At 68.4% G+C, this 15,888-nt stretch carries 15 protein-coding genes; 11 read left to right on the plus strand and 4 right to left on the minus strand.

Going from position 1 to position 15,888, the window contains the following annotated elements; translation table 11 throughout:
- Positions 1-179: 179 nt before the first annotated feature.
- From HJD23_RS07520 to HJD23_RS07530, 3 genes are all read right to left on the minus strand, one after another.
- Positions 180-1,652 carry a glycoside hydrolase family 32 protein gene (locus HJD23_RS07520; RefSeq protein ID WP_171112811.1) on the minus strand — a complete coding sequence of 491 codons (1,473 nt, stop codon included), beginning with the start codon at positions 1,650-1,652 and terminating at the stop codon, positions 180-182.
- Complete coding sequence (locus HJD23_RS07525) at positions 1,645-3,024, minus strand: glycoside hydrolase family 172 protein (protein WP_171112813.1); 1,380 nt, start codon at positions 3,022-3,024, stop codon at positions 1,645-1,647. Before HJD23_RS07525 ends, HJD23_RS07520 begins: the two co-directional genes overlap by 8 nt.
- Before the next feature lie 91 nt (positions 3,025-3,115).
- Positions 3,116-4,120, minus strand: coding sequence for a LacI family DNA-binding transcriptional regulator (locus HJD23_RS07530; RefSeq protein WP_171112815.1), 1,005 nt, complete (start codon positions 4,118-4,120; stop codon positions 3,116-3,118).
- A gap of 440 nt (positions 4,121-4,560) precedes the next feature.
- Here HJD23_RS07530 and HJD23_RS07535 point away from each other — a divergent pair, with 440 nt between their 5' ends.
- The 6 genes from HJD23_RS07535 (at position 4,561) to HJD23_RS07560 (ending at position 10,125) form a co-directional block, all read left to right on the plus strand.
- Positions 4,561-5,901, plus strand: coding sequence for an extracellular solute-binding protein (locus HJD23_RS07535; RefSeq protein WP_171112817.1), 1,341 nt, complete (start codon positions 4,561-4,563; stop codon positions 5,899-5,901).
- Positions 5,902-5,909: 8 nt separating this feature from the next.
- Positions 5,910-6,785, plus strand: a complete 876-nt coding sequence (locus tag HJD23_RS07540; RefSeq protein ID WP_171112819.1) for a sugar ABC transporter permease — start codon at positions 5,910-5,912, stop codon at positions 6,783-6,785.
- Positions 6,782-7,687: a carbohydrate ABC transporter permease gene (locus HJD23_RS07545; protein ID WP_171112821.1), complete on the plus strand. Its 906-nt coding sequence runs from the start codon at positions 6,782-6,784 to the stop codon at positions 7,685-7,687. The genes HJD23_RS07540 and HJD23_RS07545 overlap by 4 nt, the downstream gene beginning before the upstream one ends.
- Before the next feature lie 24 nt (positions 7,688-7,711).
- A complete protein-coding gene (locus tag HJD23_RS07550) occupies positions 7,712-7,897 on the plus strand; it encodes a hypothetical protein (RefSeq protein WP_171112822.1) in 186 nt (61 codons plus the stop codon).
- Positions 7,898-7,925: 28 nt separating this feature from the next.
- Positions 7,926-9,110, plus strand: coding sequence for a NosD domain-containing protein (locus tag HJD23_RS07555; protein ID WP_171112824.1), 1,185 nt, complete (start codon positions 7,926-7,928; stop codon positions 9,108-9,110).
- A gap of 145 nt (positions 9,111-9,255) precedes the next feature.
- Positions 9,256-10,125, plus strand: coding sequence for a universal stress protein (locus HJD23_RS07560; protein ID WP_171112826.1), 870 nt, complete (start codon positions 9,256-9,258; stop codon positions 10,123-10,125).
- 74 nt (positions 10,126-10,199) lie between these two features.
- Here the strand turns inward: HJD23_RS07560 and HJD23_RS07565 are convergent, their stop codons facing one another.
- Positions 10,200-11,591, minus strand: a complete 1,392-nt coding sequence (locus HJD23_RS07565) for a nicotinate phosphoribosyltransferase (RefSeq protein ID WP_171112828.1) — start codon at positions 11,589-11,591, stop codon at positions 10,200-10,202.
- A 359-nt stretch (positions 11,592-11,950) separates the two neighbouring features.
- Between HJD23_RS07565 and HJD23_RS07570 the strand changes: the two genes are divergently transcribed.
- From HJD23_RS07570 to HJD23_RS07590, 5 genes are all read left to right on the plus strand, one after another.
- On the plus strand, positions 11,951-12,382 hold the full coding sequence (locus HJD23_RS07570; RefSeq protein ID WP_171112830.1) for a DUF2267 domain-containing protein: 432 nt from the start codon (positions 11,951-11,953) through the stop codon (positions 12,380-12,382).
- A gap of 82 nt (positions 12,383-12,464) precedes the next feature.
- Positions 12,465-12,674, plus strand: a complete 210-nt coding sequence (locus HJD23_RS07575) for a hypothetical protein (RefSeq protein ID WP_171112831.1) — start codon at positions 12,465-12,467, stop codon at positions 12,672-12,674.
- Positions 12,675-12,706: 32 nt separating this feature from the next.
- Entirely contained in the window at positions 12,707-13,591 is an 885-nt protein-coding gene (locus tag HJD23_RS07580; protein ID WP_171112833.1) for a universal stress protein, read from the plus strand.
- Positions 13,592-13,776: 185 nt separating this feature from the next.
- Positions 13,777-15,498 (plus strand): cytochrome c oxidase subunit I, encoded by a 1,722-nt coding sequence (gene ctaD / locus HJD23_RS07585; RefSeq protein WP_171133999.1) that lies wholly within the window; start codon positions 13,777-13,779, stop codon positions 15,496-15,498.
- Positions 15,495-15,836 (plus strand): hypothetical protein, encoded by a 342-nt coding sequence (locus HJD23_RS07590; protein ID WP_171110281.1) that lies wholly within the window; start codon positions 15,495-15,497, stop codon positions 15,834-15,836. The genes ctaD and HJD23_RS07590 overlap by 4 nt, the downstream gene beginning before the upstream one ends.
- Positions 15,837-15,888: the final 52 nt, after the last annotated feature.

Below are 15,888 nucleotides of genomic sequence, written 5' to 3' on the forward strand. Positions count from 1 at the left end.
GCGTGGCGAAGGCGCTGCGATAAGGCGTCGGCGGCCCGACGCACTCTCCCAGGACGCCGATCTGACGCCGGCTCACGGGTGCTCGTCTTTCGGCGGTTACGGACGTTGCCGACGTCGGTGGGCCCACCCGAAACGCCCCGCCGAAGTTTCCGTGCGTCGGCGGGGCATCCGTGTCGGTGTCAGGTGCCGGTGCGCCGGTCATTGTGTGGTTCTGGCGGTGTCAGGTCCCATGCTCCGACCGTGTACGCGGCGGAGCCGACGCCCGTGGCCCCCATCTGCACGCGCCAAGGCCCGTCGCCGACCGGGTAGAAGCGCACGGTGAGGGTGCGGCCGGACGCGGTGAAGATCTCCGCGACCGAGTGGTCCAGCAGGATCCGCAGGGTCGCGGTGGGCCCCTCGGACGGGATGCGCCAGCTGCCGCCCTTCGCGCGGGGATCGAGGGAGGCGTGGTCGCGGTCGACGACCAGTTCGCCGGTGACCAGGTGGTGGACGATGTCGAGGTACTCGATCCCGTCCGGTGAGGTGAGGAGCCGGAGCCTTCCGCCGCGCTCGAGGGTCACAGTCAGGTCGGTGGCCCGGGCCACTTCGCCGAGGTCCGCCGGCTGCTCGGCGCTCGCCTTGCCCGCGGCGGCGATCCGTCGTTCGCCGCGCAGGGCGAGCAACTCGCGGGCCGGCCGCTGGACCAGCTCGCCGTCCGTACCCGGTGCCAGTTCGCGGGGCAGGGAGAGCATTCCGGCCCAGCCGGCCTCGTCGGTCCAGGTGCTGGGGGCGCCGACGCGTTCCTCGTCCCGTGCCTCCCAGATCCAGGCCCACATCAGCCACCGCCCGTCGGGGGTGCGGAGCAGGGCGGGGGCGTAGAAGTCGGGGCCGTGGTCGAGGAGGTGGGGTGTCGCCACGGCTTGGAACTCGCCGTTCTGTTCGCGACCCGGCCAGTAGATCGCGCAGCTCGCCCCCTCCTGCGGGTCCCAGGCGCCGGCGAGGACCGCGCCGGTGCCGTCGGGGAAGGCGGCGTACTGGGCGCACTCCCAGCCCTCCTCGGTGTTGCGGCCATCGCGCAGGGGGTGCGGCGGCCGGGCCAGGAAGACGCCCTCGTACGACCAGTCGTCGAGGTCGTCGGAGGCGTACGCCAGTGCCGCGCCGCGTCCGTCGGCCAGGGCCGCGCCGACGAGCATGCGCCAGCGGTCGCCGTCCTTCCACACGTACGGATCGCGGAACATCGTTGTGCCCTCGGCCGCCTCCGGGATCAGGAGCCGACCGCGTTTCGTGAAGGTCGTCCCGCCGTCGCTCGACACCGCCGAGGTCACCGGCTGGTGCCAACGGTCGTTGTGGCGGGCGGAGTAGAAGGCGGTGAGGCGACCGTCGTGCGAGACCGCGCTGCCCGACCAGACCCCGTCCTTGTCGTCACCGCCAGGCGTGGGGGCGAGAGCCACCGGCAGCAGCTCCCAGTGGATCAGGTCCGGGCTGCGGTAGTGACCCCAGTGCATGTCCGCGTGACGGGCACTGTGCGGGTTGTACTGGAAGTAGACGTGGTAGTGGCCGTCGTGGAAGACCAGGCCGTTGGGATCGTTGATCCAGTGCGCCGGCGGGCGGAGATGGATCGCCGGGAAGTGGGTGCCGAGTGCCATCGCCGCCCGGGTCTCGGTCTCAGTCATTGCCGCGCTCGTCGTAACGGCGGCGGACGGCCGCGGCTTGCTTGATGTTCGCCTCGGACTCCTGCAGCGAGCGTTCGCCCCGCTGCCGGGTGCGCTCGGCCAGGTTGTTCATATGGCGCTCGAAGCGGGCCTGATACCGCTCCCGCATCACGGCGATCTCCTCGGCGACCGCGCCGGTACGCGCGGCAGGCACCGGCATCGGCCGGCCGGCCGGGCGTACGGGAAGCCGCTGCTCCAGCGGCAGGATCGTGGCCTTCGGGGAGGGCAGGGTCTGGTACCAGTACGCGGTCGAGGCCCAGTCGTCGGCGAGGTGGTTGCCGTGGCCGTGCTCGATCGAGACCTTGATGCGTTTCTCGAAGCGGACCGGGTCGGCCACGTGGAAGCGGTAGTTGACCGAGTAGCCGGGCACGTCGGCCTCGTGGAGGATCGCGCCGTGGTAGAGGTAGGCGTTCTTCTGCATCCCCCAGGCGTGGTTGAAGTAGTCCTCGGTGCCGGTGCCGTGCAGGGAGGGCGGCCAGCTGGTGGAGCCGTCGGGCAGAAAGTCGTCGTCGATCCAGATCATGTCGTTGCCCTCGCCCCACCAACTGCCCTGCCGGTGGTGGACGGAGAGGTTGCAGCCGACGTAGTGGCCCTTGCCCTCGGTGTCCAGGATGACGTAGTTGTCCTCGCCGGTGACGTCGACGATGTTGACTTCGGGGCTGTTGGTCTGAATGTCCGGGGCCCAGCCGTTGCAGGGGTTGTTGCGGTTCCAGCGGGCGTGGAAGTAGAGGGTGTCCTCGGGGAGTTCGTCCGGGTACAGCTCGTAGTCGATGTAGAAGTACTGCTGGATCGGCAGGTCGTTCTCGTTGACCAGCTCGATGCGGGCGCGCTTGTTGAACGGCATCGGCGCCCAGCAGTTCAGGGCCGCGCTGCCGCCGAAGATGAGGGACTCCTCCGGCTTGGCGGAGACGGTGAACAGGGCCGACTGGTAGCTGTTGGGCATGCAGTGGCCGATGCCGAAGAAGTCGCCGAGCGGGACGAGGACGGCGGGCTCCTCCTCGTCGTCCCAGGTGATGCGGATGAGGACCTTGCGGTAGTAGTCCGCATCCGGCTCCTCCCAGTTGACGCCGAGCGCGTTGTGGATCTCCATCACCGGTGCCACGGTGTCGGCCTCAAGCGGGTCGATCAGGCCGGGGCCGAGGGTGCGGCGGCAGAACTGGGTCATCCAGATGTGGGTGATCCGGCCCGGGCCTTCAAGGTCCGCCAGGACGCGGCTGGAGTGGGCGGGGGTCGTCCAGTAGTCCTGGTTGCGGCCGCGCTGATCCCAGCTGGAGACACGGGCGGTGCGGGCCCGCGTGGGGCGGGTGAGGTGTTCGAGGGCGTGCGAGGGCATGGGAAACTGACCCCTTCAGTGATGGTTCGCTGAACTCGGGCGGCGGGAGACTGGACCTCTCCTGCCGCCCCCTTGCTGTGGTGGATGTGGCTCAGGCCGGGCAGCCGCAGGACTCCCGGTAGGTGATCTCGGGCTCCAGGCGAATGGTGCGGGGGCGGGACGTGAGGGTGCCGTCGATGCGGCTGAGCAGCAGCTGCATCGCCGTGGCACCGATTTCGTGGGCCGGCTGGGCGACCGCGGTGATGCCGGGGCGGAACAGGTCGGTGTGGGGGAAGGCGTCGAAGGCGGCGAAGGCGAAGTCGTCGGGGGTGGTCAGGCCCAGTCCCTTCGCCGCCGCCAGGACGCCCACCGCGGTCTCGGTGCTGGCGGCGACCACCGCGGACGGCCGCTGCTGACGCAGGACACCGGTCATGCGCTCACGGGTGTCGTCCGCACGGCCGCTGCCGGTGACGATCAGGGCGTCGTCGGCCGAGATGCCCGCCTCGTCGAGTGCTTCGAGGTAGCCGCGCCGCCGCTCGGAGATGGTGGACACCGCGGTGTCGCCCGCGGCCAGCGCGATCCGCCGGTGGCCGTGCCGTTCCACCAGGTGCAGCACCAGCTCCCGCATGGGTGCGGTGTTCTCGACGCCCACCTGATCGGCCCTGACCCCGCCGAGGCGGTCGATCAGGACGACCGGCGTGCCCTGGTCGATGACCGCGGTGATCGCCTCGCGGTGGGACCGGGCGACCGGAGCAATGAGCAGGCCGTCGACCCGGCGCTCGGCGAGAACCTCCAGCGCCCGGGCCTCCAGCGCCGCGTCCTCGCCCGAGTTGGCCAGCAGCACGGTCAGGCCGGCGCCCATGGCCTCCCGCTCGACCCCCCGGGCCATCGCCGCGAAGGCCGGCTCGGACACGTCCGTCAGGATCAGCCCGATGGAGTCCGTACGTGAGCGGCGCAGCGCGCGGGCGAGGCTGTCGCGCCGGTAGCCCGTGGCCCTGACCGCCTCCTCGACGCGAGTGCGGGTCTCGTCGCGGACCGGCCGTGTGCCGTTGATGACGTGCGACACGGTGGACATGGACACACCGGCCATCCGTGCAACGTCGGAGATCGTGGCCACTGCTGCTTCGCCGCCTCCTCGTGTCGTCGGACCCGATCCGTGATCCAGTCCGTAACTGCATAACGCCATCCGGTCCACCGGTCCATGAGGTGGGCCGGTTCGCCGTCCGCTCATTTCACTCACCGTCAAGTGCATCGAAACGATTGCGCAGACCTTCGCACGCCGCACGGCAGACCGTCAATGGCTGTGGCCAGCACCGATCAGCCCTCCACAGAAACTTCTCCGTCACGCGGTATTGACACATCGGGGCTCGCGAGGCCACCTTTCATCGAAACGTTTGCGTCAACGACCGCAGAGCCGCCTCGATGCCGAACATTCGTGCACACCGGGACATCCATGCCGGAACAGACGGCCTGCACCCCTACCGAACCTCTCCCGGAGCCCTGTCACCCCCACGCCGGTTCCGCCTCCCCACCCAGTTCCCGGAAGGCATCAGCACCATGGCGACCTCTCCTCAGCCCGCGACCCCGATGTCGAGACGGTCCTCGGGCATCTCGCGGCGACTCCTGCTCACCGCCACCGCGAGCGCCCTGTTCGTCACCGCCACGGCCTGCGGTTCCGCGGTGAACACGGCGGATGGATCGTCGTCGGACGGCCTGATCACGCTGTCCATGCACAACCCGGACAGCAAGACCCAGGACCCGGCGACCTGGCAGATGGTGCAGGAGTTCAACAAGAAGCATCCCGACATGAAGATCAAGCTGGAGGGCCAGCCGGTCGACCAGCACGAGCAGCGGATGACCATCGCCGCGCAGTCCGGCACGCTGCCGGAGATCTTCTGGGTCTACGACTCGCTCGCCAAGACCATGGTCAAGAGCGGCGACCTGCTGGATCTGAGCCCGATCCTCGCCGAGAACGACCTCAAGTCGAAGTTCGCCCCGAGCATGCTCGCCGGTTTCCAGGAGGACGGCGTGCAGTACGGCCTGCCGTACCAGGCGCTGGTCACGGGCTTCTACTACAACAAGGCCATCCTGGACGAGCACGGGATCGCCGTCCCGGAGACATTCGAGGACCTGCTCGCCGCGGTGAAGAAGCTCAAGGCTGCCGGCGTGGTGCCGATCGCGCAGGGCGCGAACAACTCGTCGTTCAGCGTCTGGGCGTTCCTGACCATGCTGAACCGCTTCGGCTACGAGGCGAAGTACCCCGACATCCTGGCCGGCAAGGCGAGCTACGACAACGCCGACTTCCTGCGCCTGTACAAGCACGTGGAGGAACTGGCGAAGGCCGGGGCCTTCCCCTCGAACATGAACACCCAGACCTACGCCCAGGCCGTCGCCTCCTACACGGACGGCAAGGCGGCCTTCCTGGACGCGGGCGTCTGGGAGGCGGCGAAGATCCAGAAGAGCACCGTGGGCAAGGACACCGGCTTCTGGGCCGGACCGACCTTCTCCGACGGCGTCGGCGAGCAGAAGCTCGTCATGAACGTGCCCTCGGCGCCGTTCGTCGTCAGCGCCAAGGTCAAGGACGACAAGAAGAAGTACGCCGCGGTGAAGGAGTTCATCCACTTCTACTACAGCGACGCGGGCCAGAAGATCCTCGTCGACAACGCCCAGCCGCCGGTCACCACATACCAGCCGGACGTCGACGCCGCCAAGAACTCCGTCTTCGCCGCCGTCCTGGCCGAAGCCTCCAAGCCCGGCTGGAAGAGCCCGAAGGCGCAGCCCGACCTGATGGTCTCCGCGGCCACCGCGAGCGCCATGTACGACAGCTTCTACGGGGTCATGGGCGGCAGCCTCAGCCCTGAAGAGGCCGTGCAGAACGTCCAGAAGACCATCAAGTAGGCGTCCCCATGAACTGGCTCACCACGCGCAGGAGCTTCGCCCTGATGGTCGCGCCGGCGCTGATCATCTACAGCGTGTACATGATCTATCCGATCCTGTACTCGCTCTACTACAGCTTCACCAACTTCGACGGTGTCTCCGCAGGCGGCTTCGCGGGCCTCGACAACTACCAGCAGATGGCGCAGGACGACGCCTTCTGGACCTCGATGCGCAACACCGGGATCATCCTCGGCATCGCCCTGTTCCTGCTGATCCCGCTCGGCTTCCTGCTCGCGATCCTGCTCAGCGGCAAGGTGAAGGGCAGTGGCGCGATGCGGGCGCTCGTCTTCGCGCCGGCCATCATCGCGCCGATCCTCGTCGGCCTGATCTGGATCTTCATCCTTGACCCGAAGATCGGCCTGGTGAACGCCTTCCTGCTGGCGATCGGCGTGCCCGCACACCCGCAGTGGATCGGCGGCCCCACCCTCAGCCCGTACTCGATCGGCCTCGTCTACCTCTGGCAGCAGATCGGCTTCGTCCTGACCATCTTCTACGCCGGCCTGCGCATGCTGCCGCGTGACGTGATGGAGGCCAGCAGCCTCGACGGCGCCGGCCGGTGGCAGCAGCTGCGACACATCCAGATCCCGATGATGCGCGAGACGTTCGGCATCGTCACCGCGCTCGTCGTCACCGGCGTCTTCAAGGTCTTCGAGCTCGTCTACGCCCTCACCGGCGGCGGCCCCGTCCACCTCTCCGAGGTCATGGTCAGCTACATGTACCACATCACCTTCACCACCCAGCAGTACGGCTACGGCATGGCCCTGGCCGTGGTGGTGTTCGTGGTGGGCGCGCTCGCCTCCGCGGCCACGTTCCTCGGCAACCGCCGTAAGGGAGAAGTCCGTTGAGCATCGACACCGAGGTCAAGACGTCGCTCGCGTCTCCGGCGGCCCCCAGCGAGACCCCGAGCAGGCCGCGACGCCGCGGCCGCGGCAGGATCGTCGTCTCGGCGGTCGCCTACCTGATCACCTTCGTGATCCTTTTCCCGCTGCTGTGGATCGTGCTGCTGTCGTTCCAGACCAACGACACCATCCTCAACGACCCGTTCTCGCTGACGCACCTGACCCTGGACAACTACCAGCAGGCCCTGGAGACCCTGAACCTGCTGGTGATGTACAAGAACACCCTGATCCTGGCCGTCGTCTCGGTCACCGTCGGGCTGGTCATCTCCTACATGGCCGCGTTCGCGCTCACCCGCATGGTCTTTCGCAGCGGCAAGCGCCGTACGCAGAACACCCTGCGCTTCTACTTCCTGGCCGGCCTCGCCATCCCCGTCTACATCCTGCTGTTCCCGGTGTACCGGCTCGACATCGCCTTCGGCCTGTTCGGCACCTACTTCGCGCTGATCCTGCCGTACATCGCCGTGACGATCCCCTTCAACATCCTGCTGCTGACCGGGTTCCTGCGGGACTTCCCCGAAGAGATCGAACAGGCCGCGGTGATGGACGGGGTGGGGCTGTGGCGCATGGCCTGGAAGGTCACCTTCCCGCTCATGCGCCCGGTCATCGCCACCCTCGCGATCCTCAACGTCGTCTACGTCTGGAACGAGTTCCCCTTCGCGGTCACCCTCATCAACGACCCGACCATGACCACCGTCTCCCTCGGCGTCTCCCAGTTCCAGGGCGTCTACAGCGTCAACTACGGCGCCATGATGGCGTCCGCCACCCTTGTCCTGCTGCCGCAGCTGGCGATCTACGCGGCCTTCCAGAAGCAGGTCATCGCGGGCATGACCGCGGGCGCCGTCCGCTGATCCCCCATCTCACCTGGAGCCTTCATGGACTCTGAACGTCAACTCGCCATGTCTCGGCGCACCTTGCTGCGAGGCGCCGCACTCACGGCACTGACCGCGCTGGCGCTTCCCTCGGCCCCGGCACACGCGGCCGTGCCGGAACGCCCCGGATCCGCCAAGCCCAAGCCCAAGCCGCATCCGTCGTACACGGCGATCGTCGGCCTTCTCTGACCAGCACCCTCCGACCGAAGGACAGTTCATGGCGAACACCGTCTACGACGTCACCACCTGGCCGGGAGCCAGCGTCGACGCGCGCACCGACATCGGCAAGGTGATCAACGAGATCATCGCCGACATCAAATCGAAGCAGACCACCCAGGACACCAGACCCGGCGCCGTCATCTACATCCCGCCGGGCCACTACGACCTGCTCACCCGCGTCGTCATCGACATCAGCTTCCTGACGATCAAGGGCTCGGGACACGGCTTCCTGTCCCGCGCCATCCACGACGACACGGCAGACACCAGCGGGTGGATCGAGGTTCAGCCCGGCTCCAGCCACATCCGGGTCAAGCACACCGACGGCAACAACGAGGCGTTCCTCGTCCAGCGTTCCGGGGCGCCCGCCGAGGTCGGCCGGCTCAACGGCATCGTCTTCCAGGACTTCTGCATCGACGGCGTGGCGTCCACCAAGCCGTATGTGGAGGGCAACCACAAGATCGGCATCTCGGTCCAGTCGGACAACGACTCGTTCCGCTTCGAGGGAATGGGCTTCGTCTACCTCACCCAGGCCATGGTCGTCCGGGGCGCGGACGCGTGCAGCTTCACCAACAACTTCGTCGCCGAGTGCGGCACCTCGATCTCGCTCACCGGCGCGTCGCAGGTCGCGAAGATCACCAACAACTACCTGATCAGCGCCTGGGCGGGCTACTCGGTCTTCGCGGAGAACGCCGAGGGCATCCTCATCTCCGGCAACACCATCCTGTGGGCCTGCAACATCACCCTCATCAACTCCAACCGCTGCACCATCTCCGCGAACAAGCTGCTGAGCAACTTCCCCAGCATGATCGCCCTGACGAACGGCAGCTCGGAGAACCTGATCTCCGGGAACCACTTCCGTCGCGTGTACGGCGACGGCACCAGCACCCGCTTCGACGACCTCTACGGCCTGGTCCACATCAACGGCGACGACAACTCCGTCACCGCCAACCAGTTCTCCTTCTCCGTCCCGGCCGCCAACATCACCCCCTCCGGAGCCGACCCCACGATCATCCTCGTCGCCGGCGGCGCCCGGAACTACCTGGCCACCAACAACATCAAGGCCAACCTCGGCGTCAAGGTCGTCCTCGACTCCTCCACCACCGACACGAAGATCCTCTACAGCGCCACGAGCTCACAACTGCAGGCGTACACCGAGAACCACTCCCTCGTAGCCACCCCCTGAGCGGGCCGCCGGCGCGGGCACCGGACTGCACCAACAGAGACCCGGTGCCCGACCAGGGGTGACGACGTCACGGAAGGCGTAGCCCCCGGTTCCGTCTCGACCGACGTATCCGCGCGAGCATGGAGGAGTCGGGAAAGGAACAACGATGACCAGTAACCGCACCGCCGACGTCGTGCTGGTCGGCGTCGATGCCTCACCGCAGGCTCGGTCGGCGGCGGACTGGGCGGCAGCCGAGGCCGAACGGCACGGGTGGGATCTGAAGCTCCTGCACGTGGTGGATGCCGGTGCGCTCAGGCTGCTGGGCACCGGGGGCCTGTCGGAAGCCGCTGATCGAGCCGTCCAGGAGGCCGACACCATGCTCCACAGCGCCGTACATGCCTTGACGCAGCGGCGTCCGAGCATGGTGGTGAACGCCACTGTGGTCCGTGGCTCGCCGGCCGCGGCGATCCTGGACGCGGCCGAGGACACCGCCATGGTGGTGCTCGGTACCCGCGGGCACGGCGGCTTCGCGGGCCTGCTGCTGGGTTCCGTCAGCCGAAGAGTGGCAGCCCATGCCACCCGTCCGGTCGTCGTGGTACGAGACCCTGTCGGCGGACCGGCCCGGAGGCCCGTCGTGGCCGGCGTGCGCGACGAGCGGGATACCGATGCCGTACGGTTCGCCCTGGCCGAGGGGGCTGTCCGCAACGTGCCGGTGCGCCTGATCCACGCCTGGACGCCGATCGTCCACTCAGGTGTCATGGTGCCCCCGATCGACATGGACGAGGAGCGGCGCCTGCACGCACGAGTGCTGAACCACGCGGCCCGGCCGATCATGGAGTATCCCCAGGTCCACGTGGACACGGAAGTGATCACCGGCCCGGCGGCCGCCACCCTCGTGGATGCCTCGTCCCACGCCGGCCTGCTCGTTGTACCGCGCCATCCTCCTGCCGAACGTCTGGGACTGCGCCTGGGCTCCGTCGTGCACGCGGTGCTGCACCACGCACACTGCCCGGTCGCCGTCGTGCCGATCCCCTGACGGCCCGCTCGGGCATGCCAACCCGACCTTGTGACCGCGGCCTCCCTTCCACCGTGTGCGGCATCGCCAGTTCCTCACTCAGGTTCGGACCCATGTGATCCGGACGCGGTTTGGTCCGGGCCCGGGGACCGCGCACCGAGGGCCGACGGCTTCTCCCCGATGCGGCGCCGGACCCGGGAGGCGAGTGCGCTCAGCCGCTCGGAGGTCGTCGCACGGGGCGCTACGGGGGCTCGGATCCGGCGGGCCGCCGACGGCAGCTCGGCCAGGTCCGCGGCCAGTCTCTCCCGGCACTCCTCCAGCGTCGGCCTCTTGCCGGTACGCCGCCCGTTCCGCATCACCGTCTCCAGCAACGGCCTGCCCTCCTCGGGTGGCCGCTCGTCGGCGAGGCAGATCACGTCGGCGCAGCCCGGGCGGCGGAACACCTGCTTCGGGCCGGGCGCCGTCACCTTCGCCGAGGACAGCTTCATCACCGGTCGGCCGTCGTACTCCACCAGCTTGTAGGCGGAGTCCACGTACGGCGCGTCGGCGGAGACCCCGACGCGAGTACCGACCGCGTAGGTGTCGATCGGCGCTCCGGAGCGGACCAGGTCGTCCACGGCGTACTCGTCGAGACTGCCACTGGCGATGATCCGTACGTCCGGCAGGCCCGCGCCGTCCAGGATGGAGCGGGCCCGTGCCGCCAGGGCCCCGAGGTCGCCGCTGTCCAGTCGTACGGCAGAGCCGGGCCCCCGGTCGAGGTCCCGCAGGACGCGCGCCGCGACACGCACGCCCGCCTCGGTGTCGTAGGTGTCCACCAGCAGGGTCACCGGGCCGGGGTGACACCGTGCGAAGGCACGGAACGCCTCTTCCTCCGTGGCGAACGCCTGCACGAAGGAGTGAGCCATCGTGCCGACGGCAGGTATGCCCAAGGTCGTGGCCGCGGCCACGTTGCTGGTCCCGGCGAATCCGGCCAGCGCGCCCAGCCGGGCCGCCTGGAACCCTGCCTGCGTGCCCTGGGTCCGCCGCAGGGAGAAGTCCACGACCGGATGTCCCGCCGCCGCCAGGGCGCATCGCGCGGCCTTCGACGCGATCGCCGTCTGATGGCTGAGCTGGTTCAGCACGTAGGTTTCCGGCAGTTGCGCCTGCGGAAGAGGCGCGGTCACCTCCAGCAGAGGCTCTCCCGCGAGTACGATTCGCCCCTCCGGCACCGCCCGCACCTCACCCGTGAACTCCAGGCCGAGCAGGGGCTGAAGATCCCGCCGCGGCCGGTGCAGCGCGGAAGCGAAGGCGTCGACGTCCTCCGGGCCGACGCGGAGGTTCGCCAGGTAGTCCAGGGCCGACTCCAGCCCGGCGGCCACCAGGAAGCCGCGGTTAGGAGGCAGGTCGCGGACGAAGAGGCTGAACGTCGCCGGGCCGGTCATTCCCTCGCGCAGATAGGACATGGCCATCGTCACTTCGTACAGATCGGTGGTCGTCGCATCGGACATCGGCTCACCACCTCCTCGGCGCGCCGGCGGGTACCGCATGTCCTGCCTTGCGGGTTTCCGCATGTCATGCGTCGAAGCGCGCGAAGCGCCGGCGGGCGGAAGCGTCCCACACCGCTCACCGGGTGCTGCTGCGGCGCGGCTGCCAACCCGTTCGGACCGCCCTAGCATGGAGGTCAGGGCAGGAAACAAGCCACCGCGTGCACCTCGCGGAAGCGCATGCGGTATCCACCGGGCAGGTGCAACCCGCGCCCTCGCCACTTCTGACCGAGCCGACCGTCCCCAGTGCCGAAACACCGCCCGCCCGGAGGCGCGGCCATCCCGTCCAGCGCATGGGCGCCAAGACCGGAAGGGCAAGCCCGATGCCTCCCACCCATCCACCCGACTTCGAGCACGCCATCCACACCGCCAACATCTGGCTGAAAGCGGTGTCCGAAGCCCTGGGAACCGAGGACCGCCACCTCGCCCACCGGGTGCTGCGCACCTGGCTCCACACGCTCCGCGACCGGGTCACCGTCGACGTGGCCGCCCATTTCGCCGCACAGCTCCCCGAGCTGCTGCGGGGCGCCTACTACGACGGCTGGGACCCCAGCGCCGTACCGATCAAGTACGACCGCGAAGGCTACGTGAACCGCTTCGTCCAGGAAGCGAAGGTCTCCGCCGAGGACGTGCCCCGGATCGTTCCCGCGGTCACCGCCGTCGTACGCGAACACGTCTCGCCCGGGCAACTGGAATCGGCACTGGAGCAACTTCCGCACGACATCCGCGCACTCCTCCTCCAGCCGACTGCCTGACCGAGCTCCACGCACGCGCTGGTACCGGCATGCCCGGCCGGGTGACGGGCCGGCCCGTCATCACCTCGTAAGGGAGCACGACATGACGCAGAACCGTCCCCCTGAATCCGATGCCGCGCTCGGGCCGGAGGCCCGGTTGAGCCGGCTGGAAGCACAGGTCGCGACCCTGGCCGAGGCTGTCCGGGTACTCGCCCGTGGGCTGGAGAACATCCCGTCGAAGGACGTTTCGCCCGAGGAAGCGGAACGCGGCGCGCGACTCGCCCACGAACTCCTGCTCTCCCAGGGCCTGTAGACGCGGCGTCGCGTCGGAACAGGGAGTCGGCAATGACGCATGCAGCAGGACGTAAACCCATCGTGGTCGGCGTCGACCCCGATCCGGACAGACGCGCGGCGCTGGCCTGGGCCGCCGACGAGGCGGCCCGACGGCGCCTGCCCCTGCTGCTGGTCCTCGCGCAGAACCTGCCGACCCCCGGGTACCGGCCGACGGGCGGCCGGCCGTCCTGGGAGCAGTGGAACGAGGCGCTGCACGCGAAGGGGGATCGGGTGCTGAAGGAGGCGGTGGCCTTCGTCGAGTCCCGCCATCCGCAGGGCACGGTGTCCGGCCTGCTGGCGGAGGGGCATCCGGCCTGGGTGCTGCGCGAGCAGGCGCAGGACGCCACCGAGGTCGTGCTCGGCTCCTGGCACCTGAGCGCTGTCCAGGAGCTTTTCACCTCCGTCGCCGTCGCCCTGCCGCTCATCGCCCACGCGCCCTGCCCGGTGGTGGTCGTACCGGAGCGGGAGCACGTCACCCGGCAGCCGCCGCATTTCGTCGTCGGGTTCGACGGCAGCCCTCAGTCCGCTGCCGCCGTCGACTTCGCACTTGAGGAGGCCGCCCTGCACGGCGCGGCCCTGCGGGCCCTGCACGTGTGGCACCCTCCGCGGCTCGGCGTCCTCGACGAGGACGCGGCCCTCCAGGAGTGCCACAGGCTGCTGTCGGAGACGGTTGCGGCCCGTGCGGCCGCCCATCCGGAGGTGGAACTGCACCACGAGGTCGTGAGAGGCCACCCGGTACAGGTCCTCACCAAGGTGTCCGAGGACGCCCTCGGCCTGGTCGTGGGCACGCGCGGGCACGGCGGTTTCACCGGCATGCTGCTGGGCTCGGTCAGTCAGGGCGTACTGCACCACGCACACTGCCCGGTCATCACCGTTCCATACGAGCACGACCAGTAACCCACGGTCGCCTATCGCCCATGTGGCCCAGGACATGCCTCCGATCAGGTGACACGAGCCTGTGGGGTGATGGGATCGCCGGCCGTTGTGAGGGAGAAAGGCAGTGCAAGTGTGCGCTGATCCGGTTGGCCGGACGGGAATCGGGGCGGCACGCAGATCGCGAACAACTAGGAACCGCAGTGGCCATGCATGCCGAGACCCCACCCAACACGTCGCCTGAGGACTCCTATGAGAACGAGGTGCCGGTCCGGCGCAGGCGGCCCGGGAATGTGGTGGTGAAGTGGCTGACCACCACCGATCACAAGACCATCGGCACGCTCTACATCACCACATCCTTCGGCTTCTTCTGCCTCGGCGGCATCCTGGCCATGGCCATGCGCGCAGAACTGGCGCGTCCGGGCATGCAGATCGTGTCGATGGAGCAGTACAACCAGGCGTTCACGATGCACGGCCTGATCATGCTGCTGATGTTCGCGACGCCACTGTTCGCCGGCTTCACGAACTGGATCATGCCGCTGCAGATCGGCGCCCCGGACGTCGCGTTCCCGCGGCTGAACATGTTCGCGTACTGGCTGTACCTCTTCGGCTCGCTGATCGCGGTGGGCGGCTTCCTCACCCCGGACGGCGCCGCGGACTTCGGCTGGTTCATGTATAGCCCGCTCTCGGATGGCGTGCACTCGCCCCAAGTCGGCTCGGACCTGGTCATCATGGGTCTGGCCTTCTCCGGCTTCGGCACGATCCTCGGTGCGGTGAACTTCATCACCACGATCATCTGCATGCGGGCGCCCGGCATGACGATGTTCCGGATGTCGATCTTCTGCTGGACCGTGCTGCTGACCAGTGTGCTGGTCCTGCTCGCCTTCCCGGTCCTCGCAGCCTCGCTGTTCGCACTGGAGGCGGACCGCAAGTTCGGGGCGCACATCTTCGACGCGTCCAACGGCGGAGCGCTGCTCTGGCAGCACCTCTTCTGGTTCTTCGGCCACCCCGAGGTGTACATCATCGCGCTGCCGTTCTTCGGCATCATCAGTGAGATCATCCCGGTCTTCTCCCGCAAGCCGATGTTCGGCTACACGGGCCTGATCGCCGCGACCATCGCGATCGCGGGTCTGTCCGTGACGGTGTGGGCCCACCACATGTACGTCACCGGTGGTGTGCTGCTGCCGTTCTTCGCCTTCATGACGTTCCTGATCGCCGTGCCGACCGGTGTGAAGTTCTTCAACTGGATCGGCACGATGTGGAAGGGCTCGCTGTCGTTCGAGACGCCGATGCTCTGGGCCACCGGATTCCTCGTGACGTTCCTTTTCGGTGGTCTGACGGGGATCATCCTGGCGTCGCCGCCGATGGACTTCCACGTCTCCGACTCGTACTTCGTCGTCGCGCACTTCCACTACGTCGTCTTCGGCACCGTCGTCTTCGCGATGTTCGCCGGATTCCACTACTGGTGGCCGAAGTGGACCGGCAAGATGCTCGACGAACGCCTCGGCAAGATCACCTTCTGGACGCTGTTCATCGGCTTCCACGGCACCTTCCTGGTCCAGCACTGGGTGGCTGCCGAGGGCATGCCCCGCCGGTACGCCGACTACCTCGCCGCCGACGGCTTCACCGCCCTGAACATGGTCTCGACGACCGCCTCCTTCCTCCTGGGTCTGTCGATCCTGCCGTTCCTCTACAACGTCTGGAAGACGGCCAAGTACGGCAAGCCGGTCGGCGTCGACGACCCGTGGGGCTACGGCCGCTCGCTGGAGTGGGCCACCTCCTGCCCGCCGCCGCGGCACAACTTCCTCACCCTGCCGCGGATCCGCTCCGAATCACCGGCCTTCGACCTGCACCACCCCGACATCGCCCAACTCGAGCACAGAGGCGTGCCTGCTGGGAGCGTGAGCGGCCCGGGGAAGGAACTGCGGTGAGCCGTCCGGCCCCTGACGATCCAGTCCAGGGTGGGCTGCGCCGGCTCGACGGCTACCTCTACTGGCAGGCCGAACTGGCCGAAGCACGCAGGGAAGCCACGGCATTCTGCGACAGGCTGCCCTGGCTCACCGCCGGCGAGCGACGCGATCTCGAAGAGGAGTACACCCGCGCCCGCGTGGACATGGCCAAGGCCGCCATCCGCCGCATCGCCGACCGGCGCACCGAACTGCGCGCCGAGTATGAGGCCCGCTACCAGCACCTGCGCCGACGCACCGTCGCACTCACCCTCGGCACGGCATCTTGCATCCTCACGGCGTGGGAACTGCTGCGTCAGTGACCAGGAGGGACGCCCATACGGTGAGATTTTTGGCGCCGCCACGGGCCGGCCG

The organism is Streptomyces sp. Z423-1 (assembly GCF_013009255.1).
Classification (GTDB): domain Bacteria; phylum Actinomycetota; class Actinomycetes; order Streptomycetales; family Streptomycetaceae; genus Streptomyces; species Streptomyces gossypiisoli.

Bases quoted from the DNA above. Each gene is read 5' to 3' on its own strand.
- HJD23_RS07575 (WP_171112831.1), top strand. From the start codon at position 12,465: ATGACGCAGAACCGTCCCCCTGAATCCGATGCCGCGCTCGGGCCGGAG.
- HJD23_RS07550 (WP_171112822.1), top strand. From the start codon at position 7,712: ATGGACTCTGAACGTCAACTCGCCATGTCTCGGCGCACCTTGCTGCGA.
- ctaD (WP_171133999.1), top strand. From the start codon at position 13,777: ATGCATGCCGAGACCCCACCCAACACGTCGCCTGAGGACTCCTATGAG.
- HJD23_RS07520 (WP_171112811.1), bottom strand. From the start codon at position 1,652: ATGACTGAGACCGAGACCCGGGCGGCGATGGCACTCGGCACCCACTTC.
- HJD23_RS07525 (WP_171112813.1), bottom strand. From the start codon at position 3,024: ATGCCCTCGCACGCCCTCGAACACCTCACCCGCCCCACGCGGGCCCGC.
- HJD23_RS07565 (WP_171112828.1), bottom strand. From the start codon at position 11,591: ATGTCCGATGCGACGACCACCGATCTGTACGAAGTGACGATGGCCATG.
- HJD23_RS07535 (WP_171112817.1), top strand. From the start codon at position 4,561: ATGGCGACCTCTCCTCAGCCCGCGACCCCGATGTCGAGACGGTCCTCG.
- HJD23_RS07560 (WP_171112826.1), top strand. From the start codon at position 9,256: ATGACCAGTAACCGCACCGCCGACGTCGTGCTGGTCGGCGTCGATGCC.
- HJD23_RS07540 (WP_171112819.1), top strand. From the start codon at position 5,910: ATGAACTGGCTCACCACGCGCAGGAGCTTCGCCCTGATGGTCGCGCCG.
- HJD23_RS07555 (WP_171112824.1), top strand. From the start codon at position 7,926: ATGGCGAACACCGTCTACGACGTCACCACCTGGCCGGGAGCCAGCGTC.
- HJD23_RS07580 (WP_171112833.1), top strand. From the start codon at position 12,707: ATGACGCATGCAGCAGGACGTAAACCCATCGTGGTCGGCGTCGACCCC.
- HJD23_RS07570 (WP_171112830.1), top strand. From the start codon at position 11,951: ATGCCTCCCACCCATCCACCCGACTTCGAGCACGCCATCCACACCGCC.